At 71.4% G+C, this 13,105-nt stretch carries 8 protein-coding genes; all 8 read right to left on the bottom strand.

The features are described from left to right. Positions 1–63: 63 nt before the first annotated feature. Positions 64–402, bottom strand: coding sequence for a glutaredoxin family protein (locus HS109_03610; GenBank protein MBE7521456.1), 339 nt, complete (start codon positions 400–402; stop codon positions 64–66). A gap of 203 nt (positions 403–605) precedes the next feature. Then, positions 606–2,060, bottom strand: a complete 1,455-nt coding sequence (locus HS109_03605) for a DegQ family serine endoprotease (protein MBE7521455.1) — start codon at positions 2,058–2,060, stop codon at positions 606–608. Between the two features lie 145 nt (positions 2,061–2,205). Next, positions 2,206–3,210 carry a MucB/RseB C-terminal domain-containing protein gene (locus tag HS109_03600; protein MBE7521454.1) on the bottom strand — a complete coding sequence of 335 codons (1,005 nt, stop codon included), beginning with the start codon at positions 3,208–3,210 and terminating at the stop codon, positions 2,206–2,208. Next, positions 3,207–3,704 carry a sigma-E factor negative regulatory protein gene (locus HS109_03595; protein ID MBE7521453.1) on the bottom strand — a complete coding sequence of 166 codons (498 nt, stop codon included), beginning with the start codon at positions 3,702–3,704 and terminating at the stop codon, positions 3,207–3,209. Before HS109_03595 ends, HS109_03600 begins: the two co-directional genes overlap by 4 nt. Continuing rightward, on the bottom strand, positions 3,704–4,303 hold the full coding sequence (gene rpoE, locus HS109_03590; GenBank protein MBE7521452.1) for an RNA polymerase sigma factor RpoE: 600 nt from the start codon (positions 4,301–4,303) through the stop codon (positions 3,704–3,706). Before rpoE ends, HS109_03595 begins: the two co-directional genes overlap by 1 nt. A 191-nt stretch (positions 4,304–4,494) precedes the next feature. Further along, on the bottom strand, positions 4,495–5,520 hold the full coding sequence (locus HS109_03585) for an asparaginase (protein ID MBE7521451.1): 1,026 nt from the start codon (positions 5,518–5,520) through the stop codon (positions 4,495–4,497). A gap of 33 nt (positions 5,521–5,553) precedes the next feature. Next, positions 5,554–11,214 carry an amino acid adenylation domain-containing protein gene (locus HS109_03580; protein ID MBE7521450.1) on the bottom strand — a complete coding sequence of 1,887 codons (5,661 nt, stop codon included), beginning with the start codon at positions 11,212–11,214 and terminating at the stop codon, positions 5,554–5,556. After that, positions 11,211–13,043 carry a non-ribosomal peptide synthetase gene (locus HS109_03575; GenBank protein MBE7521449.1) on the bottom strand — a complete coding sequence of 611 codons (1,833 nt, stop codon included), beginning with the start codon at positions 13,041–13,043 and terminating at the stop codon, positions 11,211–11,213. Before HS109_03575 ends, HS109_03580 begins: the two co-directional genes overlap by 4 nt. Positions 13,044–13,105 lie beyond the last annotated feature (62 nt).

The following is a 13,105-nucleotide window of genomic DNA, read 5'->3' as shown; positions in this document are numbered from 1 at the left end:
TGGCGGCAAGCGCGGGACCGGCGGCAGGCGCCGTCGGGTCCGCTGACCGGAAAACCTTGAATTCTAACGGATTTCCAGATTGCCCGCGACCGATGCGCGCGCGAGGCGGCGTTCGAGGGCCGGCGCGTCGAGCGACAGCTCCGCCAGCGGCTCGCCGTCGGGTGCCGCGCCGAAGAGCAGCACCGGCACCCGCGTGCCGAATCGCGGTTCCCACTCCGGGTGCAGGTCGAGGTCGATGTCGACGATGCGATAGCCGTGGCGCGCGGCGACCGGAGCCGCGGCGTCGCGCATGACGTCGCACAGGCTGCACCAGCGGCGCACGAGGAGCGTCAGCGCAGGCCCGCGCTCCTCCGCGGGTGCCTGCGGTACCGCAGGATGGAGCAGGTGGCGGCGACGTGTCATCGCATTGCCCGTGGTGCCGGCGTCAATCGGGACGTCGCAACGGCGCTCGACGCGCCGCACCCGATGAATCCGGATCCGCCCCTGCGCGGCATCGACGCGAAACGCGTCCGGCTGAAGCCGGACCCACGAGGATGTCGCAGCGGCGCTCGATGCGCCGCCACCGAAGACTTCGCCGCAACTGCCAACTGTCAACTGTCAACTGACTACGGTTCGCCGTTGAGCATCCGCACCGTCGCATAGAACTGGTTGTCGCCGCGCCGCAGGCGCAACGTCACCGCCGCCCCCTTCTCGAGCTTCGCCAGGAACTCGTTCACCTGCGCCGCGCTCCTCGCGTCGGACGCGACGCCCTTGCTCACGATTTCGAGGATGACGTCGCCGGGCTGGATGTTGCCGCGCACCGTCGGGGCCACGTCTTCGATGAGCACGCCCGCGCGCACGTCGAGTTCGCGTTTCTGCTCGTCGGTGAGGTCGGAGAGCACGAGCCCCATGCGGTTGGGCTTGGCTTTCTCCTTCGGCGCCGGGGCGGTACGGCGCTGCGCCTGTTGCGCGTCCTCGCGCAGTTCGGCGACGGTGACCGACATGTCGCGCTGCGAACCCTTGCGCCAGACCGTGATCTTCACCGTTTGCCCGGGACGCAGTGCGGTGATGATGCGCGGCAGATCGTTCGACGCCTTCACGTCGCGTCCGTCGGCCTTGAGAACGATGTCGCCCGGCTCGACGCCCGCCTTCTCGGCCGGACCGCCCTTCTCGACCGAGTTCACGAGCGCGCCGACCGGGCCCCTGAGCCCGAAGGCCTCGGCCGCTTCCTTCGACACTTCCTGGATGGTGACGCCGATGCGTCCGCGCGTGACGCGCCCCTTGTCCTTGAGCTGGGTCACCGTGTTCATCGCGACATCGATCGGGATCGCGAACGCGAGCCCCATGTAGCCGCCGGTGCGCGAGTAGATCATCGAGTTGATGCCGATGACCTCGCCCTTCAGGTTGAACAGCGGGCCGCCGGAATTGCCGGGGTTGATCGCGACGTCGGTCTGGATGAACGGGACGAGGTTCTCCTGCGGCAGGTCGCGCCCCTTCGCGCTGACGATACCGGCCGTCATCGTGTTCTCGAGGCCGAACGGCTTGCCGATCGCCACGACCCATTCGCCGACCTTGAGCTTGTCGGGGTCGCCGATCGAGACCCTGGGCAGGTCCTTCGCGTCGATCTTGAGCAGCGCGACGTCGGTGCGTTTGTCGGCGCCCACGACCTTCGCGATGTACTCGCGGCGGTCGGACAGGCGCACCTTGACTTCGTCCGCGCCGTCGACCACGTGCGCGTTGGTCACGACGAAGCCATCCGACGCGAGGATGAATCCCGAGCCCGTGGCCTGCGCTTCCGGATCCCGCGGCGCGCCGCGACGCGGAGGAATCGGTCCGAAACGACGGAAGAACTCGTAGAACGGGTCGTCCTCGGAGAGTTCGGGCATCGACGGCGCGCGCCGTGCGCGCTGCGTCACGTCGATCGACACGACCGTCGGACTCTGCTTTTCGTAGAGTTCGGTGAAGTCGGGAAGTCCCGCGGCGAGCCGGCCCTGCGCGGCGGCCGGCGCCGCGGCGAACGGGCCGGCGAGCGCGAAGGCGAAGAAGGCGGCGGCAAGGGAAAGGGACGTCGTTCGGATCATGGATTCCTCGTGACGGAAGGGATGCGTCCGTCGGTCGCTCGTTCAGGTGGCTCCGGTCGGGTTCGAAACGCCGGGCGCGGCCACTCGTCCGGCGAATGCAGAAGGCGCGGTTCGACGCGCGTGGCGATCGCGGCAGACCGTCGCGTCACCGGCGCGTCACCGAGTTCGCGAGCATCCGCACCGTCTCGGCCGGAACCTCGCCCAGCGCGGTGATGACGTAGTCGTCCAGCTTGACGGAATACTGATTGATGCCGCCCATCCGGGCGCGCCCGATGCCGCGCTGCCGACCGCCGCGCTGCTCGATGAACACGCTGATCGACACCAAGCCATCCGAGAACACGATCTGCGACAACGCCCCCGGCCGGTCGCGCAGGTCGCGGCGCACTTCCATGATCTTCACGAAGCCGTCCGGCACCTTCGGCACGACCCAGCCCGTGTCGACGATCTCCTTCGCGTCGAATTGCGCCCGCTTCTCGCGCCAGCCCGCGGGGAGATCGGTGAACGTCGGGCGCGCCGCTTCCGGATCGATCGCCCTGCCGATCGCGAGATCGGAGAACGCGAATTGCTCCACCGGCTCGCCACGCTCGTTCAGCGTTCGCGCCTTGAGCAGCATGCCCGTCGCGGGGTCGGTCCAGAATTCGTGGCTGTAGCGCAGGCCGTCCTTCGGCTCGAAGCGCCACGAGCGGGCGTCGATGCCGGCGACTCGTCCGCCCTCGCCGGCCTTCACGCGGTAGTACTGCGAGAGCGAGGCGAGCTGCTGCGGAGAAAGCGACGGGAACGCGTTGCGAAAGGTGCGCGGCTCGGTGCGGACGAGCTTCGCGTCCGGATAGTAGCAGCGCACCTCCCCTTTCGCGCGAATCACCTCGCGTGCCGGGCCGTCCAGACTCACGAGCTTCTCCTGCTCCTCTCCGGCGTCGTTCACGTGGACGATGCGCGAGGACTCGACCGAGTATCCGCGCTGGTAGACGATCGTGCCGGTGTAGCTCAGCGTGCGCGCGGCCTCCGCCGCGCGGGTCAGCACCGTCTTCGCATCCTGCGCCGCCAGCACGGCGGACGCCGACGCGAGCGCCGCGCTCGCGACGGCGATCGCCGCGGCACGGCGGACGAACCGCGCGATCGCAGGCGCGGTCGGTGCGTTGCCCGGTGTCATCGCGCCGGTGCCTGGACCGGCACGAAGTCCGCTCGCTGGATCGGCGCGATACCCTGGATCGGCGTCGACGGAGAGAAGTCGCTGTGCGCGGTCAGGTATTCGGCGGGGATGACCTGCGGACGGAGCGCCTCCGAACGCATGCCGGCGGCGTCGCGCGCGAAGGCGACCGCCTGGTTCGGCGCGTCGGTGATCGAGACCGCCGTCCAGCCGACCACGGCTACCGCGGCGACGGTCGCCGCGGCCGCCCAGGCCCAGGCGGCGGGCCGCTCGGCCCGCCTGCGGGGCGCGAGCACCGTGGGCTCCTGCGCGAGCGCGATCGCGACGCGCCGCGACACGCGTGGCGCGACGGTGCACTCGCCGCGCAAGGCATCGCCGATCGCGTGGTAGCAGGTCCAGGCCGCGGCCGCGCCGGACGACCTCATGGCGCCGAGGACGCGGTCGACCGCGTCGTCGTCCAGTTCGCCGTCCATCAGGCGCGAAATGTCCTCGTTCATCACCATCTCCGGTTCTCGTCCGTCCCGAGCAGCGGACGCAGGTCCGCGGCGATCGCCTCGCGCGCCCGGAAGATCCGGGATCGCACGGTACCGATCGGGCAGTTCATCACGTTCGCGATCTCTTCGTAGCTCAGGCCCTCGATCTCGCGCAGCGAAATCGCGGTCCTCAGATCCTCGGGCAACGCGTCCATCGCCTTGTTCACGGTCCGGGCGATTTCCCGTCCCAGGAGCTCGCCTTCGGGCGTCGCGGCGTCCCGCAACCCCACCGCATCCTCGAACGACTCGGCCTCCTCGTGATCGAACTCCGTCGACGTCGGAGCCCGTCGCCCGAGCGCGACCAGGTAGTTCTTCGCGGTGTTGATCGCGATGCGATAGAGCCACGTGTAGAACGCGCTCTCGCCCCGGAAGTTCGGGAGGGCGCGGTAGGCCTTGATGAAGGCCTCCTGCGTCACGTCCTCGACCTCGCCGGGGTCGCGCACCATCCGCGACAACAGCCGCCCCAGCTTGCGCTGGTACTTCATCACCAGCAGCTCGAACGCGCGCTTGTCTCCCCGCTGCGCCCGCTCGACCAGCTGCTGGTCGACTTCTCGATCACCCATCCGCCGGTCTGCTCTTCCCTGAGGGGCTGGTTGTCATGCCCGCCGGCCGGCAGGCGCGAGTCCGGATCGACCCGTCACAAGATCCGGTCGGCCGCCCTCCGCGGACTCCGGACACGCGCTTGCGAACACAGACCGCCGGCGAGGCGCCGAGTTCACCGGGATGGTGGGGAGGCCCGCATTGCGCCTGCCGCTCAACCTTTGTCCAGGACAACAACGCTTCTGAGGACTCCCGTGGCCGTCCCGCGCGCATTGTGCAGCACCTCGGTCGCGAACGGCAGCAGTTCTTCACGAGCCTCACCCACGAGGAGCCCCAAGGCGTCCAGCACGCCCACGGCAATCGCCATCCGGGCACGACCGCCGCCGTCGGCGACCTTGATCGCGATGCCCATGCCCTGGTGCACGAGTCCGATCGCCTGCACGCCTTCGGCCCCGACCTTCGAGATCCAGGCGCCGCGGCCCGAACGCATCAACGCGAGGTCCCCGCCCCCGGTACCGGACACGTACTCCGGGTGCGCGACCATCGCTCCCGCGAGCGTCCGGCAAGCCGCGGCATCCTCTCCCGGGTGCCCGGATGCGATGCGTGCGAACGCCAGTGCGAGCCTGGAAAGCGGCAGAGCATAGTTCGGCGCCGAGCAGCCGTCGACGACCGGAACGAGATCGTCGACCCGCACGTCGGCGAGACGACCGATCGCTGCGCGGATGGCCTGTTGCAGCGGGTGGCCGGAAGCCAGGTAATCCGCCCGCGACCAGCCGTGCAAAACGCAGCAGGCGAGCATGCCGGCGTGCTTGCCCGAGCAGTTGTGCCCGAGCGGCGAATAGGGGGGCGGCGGCGGCGCCTCGCCCAGCGCATCGTAGACGTACGGGGCATGACTCCCGCACCGGAGGTCGGCGACCGTGCATCCGGCGCGCGCGAGCACTTCGGCGACCGCCGCCTGGTGACGCGCTTCGCCGGAGTGGCTCGCGCAGAGGAGCGCCACCTGCTCGCCCGAGAGACCGAAGCGCTCCGGGCCGCCGGCCACGACGAACGGCAGCGCCTGCAGCGGCTTCAGCGAACTGCGCGTGAACGTCACGTACCCCGGATCGCCCGCGGACGCGACGAGGCGCCCGTCGGCATCGACGACCGCGACCGATCCGGCGTGCACGCTCTCGATGCGCCCGCCGCGTTCGACGACCGCGAGCGAAACGTGCGGCCAGGCGCGATCGGCGATTCCGGTCATGCGCCTAGCCTCTGCCGACGATGTCGCGCCCGGTCATGTCCGGGCACCGGTGGCCCGGGCGAGGGCGTCGCGCACCAGCGACGCGATGTCGCCGACGCGTTCGGTGAGGATCGACGAGTGCGTGCCCGCCAGGACGTGGCTTTCGACCGACCCGGCGTGGGCGCTCCAGCCCATGTCCTCGGCAACCTGGCGCATGCGCTGCTGGGCGCGCACGACCACGACGTGGCCACGGTACCGGCCCGCGGCATACCGGTCGATCGCGCGGGCGTAGCGCAACTCGGCGTCGGAGAGCCGGTCGCGCGGCTCCACCGCTTTCGCCTGGCCGTCTGCGTCGAACTTGAAGTAGGCGCCCTTCCCGTCGCCCTCCGGGGCACCGGGTCGCGGCGCGGCGGTCTCGACGAGCACGACGGCGGGAACACACTCGCCTTCTGCCTCGAGTTGGCGCGCCATCTCGAACGCGACGAGGCCCCCCGCGCAGTGGCCTCCCAGCAGATACGGGCCGGTGGGCTGGACGGCGCGCAGCGCCGCCAGCCGTTCCTTCGCCATCGCCTCGATCGATTCGGGAATGGCGGGTTCGGCGAGACCGTGCGGATGCACGATGAACGTCGGCTGCTCGGGCCCCAACGCGCGGGCGAACGTCTGGCTGTAGAAACCGCCGCCGGTGAAATCGCCGTGCAGGTAGGTGAACGGCGGCAACGAGCCGGTCTCGTTCACGCGAAGGATCGGATCGTCCGGCGCGCGAGCGCCGCTGCGGATCGCGTTCGCGAGTCCCGCGATCGTGTCGTCGGTGAACATCGTCGTGAGCGGCAGCGCGTAGCCGGTCTTGCGCTCGATCGCATCGATCAGCCGCGCCGCGAGGAGCGAGTGTCCGCCGACCTCGAAGAAGCGGTCGTGCACGCCGACGCGAACGCCCAGGAGGTCGCGCCAGAGATCGGCGAGCACGCGCTCGAACATGTCGCGCGGCTCGACGTGCACGCCATGGTTCGGTTGCGCGGTGTCGCCCGGCGGGGGCAGCGCACGACGATCGACCTTGCCGTTCGCGCTGAGCGGCAGCTTCGGCATCCAGACGATCGCTCCCGGCAGCATGTACTCGGGCAGGCGCTTGCGCAGTTCCCGCAGCAGGTTCGGCGGCGCGGTCGCGGGATCGGCGGGCACGACGTAGGCCACCACCTGGCGCGTGTCGGCCGTCGTCCCCGCGAGTTCGACGACCGCCTCGCGCACCGACGGGAGTTCGGCGACCGCCGCCTCGACTTCGTCGAGTTCGATGCGGTGTCCGCGGACCTTCACCTGTCGGTCGAGGCGGCCGAGGTACTCGATCGCGCCGTCGTCGCGCATGCGCACCCGGTCGCCGGTCCGATACAGCCTGCGTCGGCCGAGCCCCGGGTGTTCGAGCTCGGCAAAACGCTCTCCGGTGAGATCCGGATGCCCGAGGTACCCCAGCGCGAGTCCCGGCCCGCCCAGCCACAGTTCGCCGCCCTCCCCCGGTGCGGCGAGGCCGCCGTCGGAGCGCAGGACGAACGCGTCGGTGTGCGAGATCGGCCGGCCGATCGGCACCGACGCGCTGGCTTCGTCCACCGCACGCACCTCGTGCCAGGTCGCGAAGGTCGTGGCTTCGGTCGGTCCGTAGACGTGCAACAGCCGCTCCGGCGGACCGGCGCGAAGGACTTCGCGCACGAAACGAGGCTCCACCGCCTCGCCGCCGAACAGCACGCAACGCACCGGCGCGAACGCGGCGGGGACGTCGCGGGCGACGGTGTTGAACAGCGCGGTGGTGATGAACAGGACCGACACGCGCTCCGCCGCGAGGGTCGCGGCCAGCGCACGCGGCGCGAGCGCGGTGGTTTTCGCGATCGGGACGATGCGCCCGCCGTTCAGGAGCGCGCCCCACAATTCGAACGTCGATGCGTCGAACGCGGGGTTCGCCATCTGCGCGACCGCGTCGCCCTCGCGCACCTGCAGGTAGTCGGTGTCGAGCACCAGTCGCAGGACCGCGCGATGCGGCACGACGACGCCCTTGGGCGTGCCGGTCGATCCGGATGTGTAGATGACATAGGCGGCGTCCGCCGGATCGATGGCCACCTCCGGGGCCGACGCGGGGAACAAGGCGATGCGCGCGCGTTCGGCGTCGGGGCAAAGCATCGCGACGCCGTCGTGCGCCATGCGCCCGGCCGGCACGTCGTCCGCAACGACGGCCGACACTCCGGCATCGCGGAGCATGAATCCGATCCGCGCGGACGGCAGGTCGGAGTCGATCGGCAGGTACGCCGCGCCCGCCTTCAGCACCGCGAGCCAGGCGATCGCGATGTCGGCGGCCTTCGCGCGAGCCACGGCGACCCGGTCGCCCTTGGCCACGCCCGCCGCAACGAGCGCATGGGACAGCCGATTCGCCTCTTCGTCGAGTTGCCGGTACGCGAGCGTGCCCACGGCGTGCGCCTCCGGGTGGCGCGACACCGCGTCCGCGAATCGCGTCACGATCGTTCCGGACGGCGCGTCGGCGGTCGTGCGCAGGTTGATCGCGACCATCCGCGACCGGTCGGCGTCGTCCATCAGCGCGAGCCGTCCGATCGGCGTCGCGGGAGCGTTTGCCGCGTTGACGACGAGCGATTCGAACTGGCGGGCCATGCGCTCGATGGTCGGCGCGTCGAACAGGTCGGCGCAGTACTCGAAGTGGGCGATGAGCCCGGCCGGTTCGTCGGAGAGCGTCAGCAGCAGGTCGAACTTGGCGTGCGGCCGCAGCGCAGGCTCGCGTCGGACTCGCACGCCTTCGAACGCGAGTTCGGCCTCCCCCGCCTCGCGCATCGCGAACGTGACCTGGAAGACCGGATTGCGCGACGGGTCGCGCGGCAGGGCCAGCGCGTCGACGAGCCGCTCGAACGGAACTTCCTCGTCCCGGTACGCCTCGACGAGCCGATCGCGCACGCGTCCGACGAATTCGGAGAAGCCCGCATCGACCGACAAGTCGATACGCACCGCGAGGGTGTTGGCGAAGAACCCGATCAGGCCGGCCAGTTCAGGGTGCGTGCGCGCGGCGATCGGCGTGCCGATCGCGAAGTCGCCCTCGCCCGAGAGGCGCGCGAGGAGCACCGCGTACGCAGCGAAGAACACGATGAACGGAGACACGCCGAGTTCCCGCCCGACGGTCTTCAGTTCGTCGGCGGCCGCAGCCGGCAGAGCCCGCGACACGACGGCGCCGCGGAAGCTCTGCAGCGGCGGGCGGACGCGATCCGTGGGCAACGCGAGCACGGGCACGCCGGCGAGGCGCGCTCGTGCTGCGTCGAGACGCCGTTCGATCGCCCCCGCGCCGGCACGGACATGTTGCCACGCCGCGAAATCGAGGTAGTCGATGGGGAGCTTCGTCCAGCGCGGCGACGCGTGGGCACGCGCCGCCGCGTAGGCGGCCGTCAGGTCGCGCTGGAAGACCTGCGCGGAGAGCCCGTCGCTCATGATGTGATGCCACACGCGCAACAGGGCATGCCGATCCTCGCCCAGCCGGAACAGCGTGAACCGGACCGGGGCGGCGGCGGCGAGGTCGAAGGGCCGCGACGCGCGCTCATCCACCGCGACGGCGAGCGCGGCCTCCGTTCCCGTCTCCGCGCCCGCGACATCGACGATCTCGAGCGACGCCGCGGCCGCCGGGTCGCTCACCTGGTGCGGCACGCCATCGACCGACAGATAGCGCGTGCGGAGCATCGCCTGGCGATCCACGACGGCCGCGAACGCGGCTTGCAGCGCCGCGACGTCGAGCGGCCCGTCGAGGTACCACAGCCGCGACTCGTGGTAGGCGTCGCTCGCCGGATCGAGCCGCTGCAGGAACCAGGCGCGCGCCTGCGTGTGCGTGAGCGGCACCGGCCCGCGCCCATCGCGCGGGCGAATCGCCTCGGGCGCCGCCGGTCGCCCGCGTGCCTCGCGCGCCGCGTCGATGCGGCGCGCCATGCCCTCGATCGTGCCCGCGTCCTCGAACAGCGACTCGACCGGCAGCGTCACTCCGAACACCGCGCGCACCTGATCGAGCAGCGCCGCACCGCGCAGCGAATCTCCGCCGAGCATGAAGAAATTCGCGTCGCGCCCGATCGCGCCGGTGCGCAACGCCGCCGACCACAGTCCCGACAACGCGATCTCGAGCGGCGAGGCCGGACCAACGACAACAGGCGGCGGCTCGGGCGCGGGGTCGGTGCCGAGCCCGACGAGCGCGGGAAGCGAGCCGCGCATCACCTTGCCGACGCGGTTGCGCGGCAGCGCGTCGACGATCCACAGGCGCTTGGGCGCGGCCCTGGCGCCGAGCGTCGCGCGCGCGCGTTCGAGCAACGCGGCGGCGTCCGGCGTCGTCCCCGGCGCGGGCACGATCGCCGCGACCACTTCCTCGCCGAGACTCGGGTGCGGCATGCCGAACGCCGACGCGTCCGCGACCCCCGGCAGCGCGCGGAGCGCATCGTCGATGCCGGTGGGCGCGATTTTCTCGCCGCCGCGATTGATGACGTCCTTCACCCGATCGACGATGCACAACTCGCCTGAGGGGTCGAAGCGCGCGAGATCGCCGGTCCGAAAGCCGCCGTCGAGCCACGCGTCCGCGGCCCCATCGTCGCCATCGAGGTAGCCGTCGAAGACCTGCGGGCCGCGGGCCACGATCTCGCCCACCGCTCCAGCGGGCACGTCCCGGCCGGCGCCGTCGACCAGACGCACGTGGGCGTCGATCGGCCGCCCCGACCCCCCGGGCAGCCGCCGGGCCGGCGGCAATTCCTGGATCGACACGGTGCCCGCCTCGGTGACGCCGTAGTGCTGCAGCACGGGCGCCCCGAGCGCGGACTCGAGCCGGTCGCGTTCGTTCGCGCTGAACGCCCCGGTGGCGACCACGGCGAACCGCAGCCGTCGGGCCGGCAACCGCGGACCCGGGGGCAGGCGCACCAGCAATTCTCGCGCGGCGGCGAAGGTGAGCGGGAAGTAGCCGACCGGGTCGCGCTCCACCACTGCCCGCAGTGCCGCGATGTCGGAGTCCGGCAGCACGTGCACCGACCCGCCGTTCGACACGCAGAGCAGGAAGGCGGTACGCGCGCCGAACGCATGATGCAGCGGGACGGCGTGCCAGGCGACGTCCGCTGGCGACATCGCGAGCCGGGAGCCCATGTCGCGCGCCTGGGCCATCAGCGACCGGTGCAGCAGCGGCACGAGCTTCGGCCTGCCGGTGGTGCCCGACGTCGCGGTCACGAGCGCCACCTCCGGGCGCGCGAGCGGAGGATGACGCCGGTCCGGAATCGGCGCGATCGGCTCGAGCGCGAACGCCCCGGCCACGCCCGGCTCATCGTCGATCGCACGGAGCAGAATCGCCGGCGAGCGACGCGCCGCCCGCGAGAAAGGATGCGACGCATCGTCGGGAACGATCACCGCGCGGGCCCGGGCGCGCGCGAGCACCTCGACGTACTGTTCCTCGCTCGACGCGCTCCCGAGCAGCAGGAAGCACGACGCGGCCGGGGCGGCGGCGAGGAGCGCCATGTCGCGCGCGCGATCGCCTGCCGCGGCCACGACGACATCGCCGCGCCGTATGTCCCACGCCGCGAAACGATCGCGCAGTGTCTCGACGCGCCGCGCGAACCCGGCCCAGGTCATCAGCGCACGGCCGTCCTGTCGGATGAACGGTGCGTCGGGTTGTCCGCGTGCGATCGCGAGGAGCCTCGCCGTCAGGTCGGGATCGTCACTCATTTCGAACGCGCGCCCGCGGTACCTCGCGGCGCGTCCGCTCGCGGGGTTGCTCCCAGCGCACGTTCGATCGACCGCGCCATCCCGTCGAGCGTCTCGTCGCCATGGCCGGGTGTGGGCGCCGGCACCTGGACACCGAACGCCGCATGGATGCGCGCGACCAGGTCCTCGGCCGACCCTGCGTCCCCCCCCAGCGAATGGAAAGTCGCGCCGGAAGGCACCCTGGGCACCCCCAGCACCGAACACCACAGGGCCATGAGGGCCGCCGCGAACGGGGACGGCGGCGGATCGTCCGGCGACGCCGCCGATCCGACCGACGCGGCAGACGCGAATCGCACGCGCAGCGACGTGCGCAGCACCTTGTCGGCGCGATTGCGCGGCAATGCGTCGACGAACCACAGCCGGCGCGGCGCCCGGCGCGCACCGAGCCGCACGCGCACCGCGTCGAGCACTTCGTGCTCCGTGACCGTCGCCCCTTCGCCACGCACGACCGCCGCGACGATTTCCTCGCCCAGCGTCGGGTGCGGGATTCCGAATGCTGCCGCATCGACGACGCCCGGAATCGCGCGAAGCGCCGCGTCGATCTCGAGGGGCGCGATCTTCTCGCCACCCCGATTGATGACTTCTTTCACCCGGCCGACGACGTAGAGGTCGCCGGCCTCGTCGAAACGCGCGAGGTCGCCGGTGCGAAACCAGCCGTCGAGGCGCGATCCCGCATCGAGCGCCGCGTCATCGAGGTAGCCGTCGAATACCTGGGGCCCGCGCACCAGGACCTCCCCTGCTGCGCCACGAGGAGGAACTTCGCCGTCATCGCCGAGCAGGCGGATTTCCGCCAGCAGCGGGGCGCCTGCGCTGCCGGGCGTCCGCGGTTCGGGAGGCAGGCGCTGGTGCGTGATCACGCCGGTCTCGGTCGTCGCGAGACCGGTCACCACCGGCACCGCGAACCGATCCTCCAGACGACGGATCTCGTCGGGGTCGAGCGTTCCGGACGCGACGCGCAGGAACCGCAGCGCCGGCGACCGCAGCGACGAGTCGCGGTCGGCACGTTCGAGCAGCGCCCGGAGGATCGTGAACGTCGCGCTCAGGAAGGTGATCCGGCCCCCGCGCAGCGCGGCGACGAGCGATTCGACGCCGCCCTCGGGCAGGCAGATCACAGAGCCGCCGTGCATCACCGGCAGCAGGAACGCCGTCCGCTGGCCGTTCGCGAGGTGGATCGGTGTCACCAGGGCGGAAACGTCGTCGCGCACGATCCGCAGCACCGCTCCGAGGGCATCGGAGATCCGGACGATCGCGCGATGACTGTAGGGAACGAGTTTCGGCCGATCGGTCGTGCCGGACGTAATGCCTACGTACGCCCAGCCTGGCGGATGGATCGGTCGCCTCGGCGTCGGCACGGGGGAGGGCGCGTCGCACGACAATTCGAATGCTCCGGCGTCCTCGCAAGGGCTCGCGACGATCGTCGGGAGGCCGAGTGCACGCGCCGCGGCCCCGAGCGCCCCGAATGCGCCCGCCGGAACCACCACCGCACGCGCCGACATGCGCGTGAGGAGCACCCTGCATGCATCCTCGGTCGGCCCGCCCGGGATCATGGTCACGGTCGACGACACCGGCGCGCAGGCGAAGAGCGTCGCGGCCATCGTGCGGTCGGCCGTCGACACCGCCACGATGTCGCCCCGGGCCAGGCCCCAGGCGGTGAACCGTTCGCGAACCTGCGCGACATGGCAGGCGAGAGCGCCCCAGTGCATGGTCGGGCGGCCCGGCACAGCGAGGAACGGTGCCCCCGGACGCGAAGCCGCGTGCTGAAGCAACCGGGCCTGGACGTCTTCGGTCATCGCGTGGTGGGCGGAGGGTTCGACATGGCAGGCGCGATCATAGCCTTCCGCAGGTCGGCGCG

This window comes from Burkholderiales bacterium, from assembly GCA_015075645.1.
Taxonomy (GTDB): Bacteria; Pseudomonadota; Gammaproteobacteria; order Burkholderiales; family Casimicrobiaceae; genus VBCG01.
The sequence above is the reverse complement of the archived record's forward strand: the minus strand, read 5'-3'. Positions and strand labels throughout refer to the sequence as shown.

Coding starts and splice junctions, on each gene's coding strand:
- HS109_03610 (MBE7521456.1), bottom strand. CDS start 402: ATGACACGTCGCCGCCACCTGCTCCATCCTGCGGTACCGCAGGCACCC.
- HS109_03605 (MBE7521455.1), bottom strand. CDS start 2,060: ATGATCCGAACGACGTCCCTTTCCCTTGCCGCCGCCTTCTTCGCCTTC.
- HS109_03600 (MBE7521454.1), bottom strand. CDS start 3,210: ATGACACCGGGCAACGCACCGACCGCGCCTGCGATCGCGCGGTTCGTC.
- HS109_03595 (MBE7521453.1), bottom strand. CDS start 3,704: ATGAACGAGGACATTTCGCGCCTGATGGACGGCGAACTGGACGACGAC.
- rpoE (MBE7521452.1), bottom strand. CDS start 4,303: ATGGGTGATCGAGAAGTCGACCAGCAGCTGGTCGAGCGGGCGCAGCGG.
- HS109_03585 (MBE7521451.1), bottom strand. CDS start 5,520: ATGACCGGAATCGCCGATCGCGCCTGGCCGCACGTTTCGCTCGCGGTC.
- HS109_03580 (MBE7521450.1), bottom strand. CDS start 11,214: ATGAGTGACGATCCCGACCTGACGGCGAGGCTCCTCGCGATCGCACGC.
- HS109_03575 (MBE7521449.1), bottom strand. CDS start 13,043: ATGACCGAAGACGTCCAGGCCCGGTTGCTTCAGCACGCGGCTTCGCGT.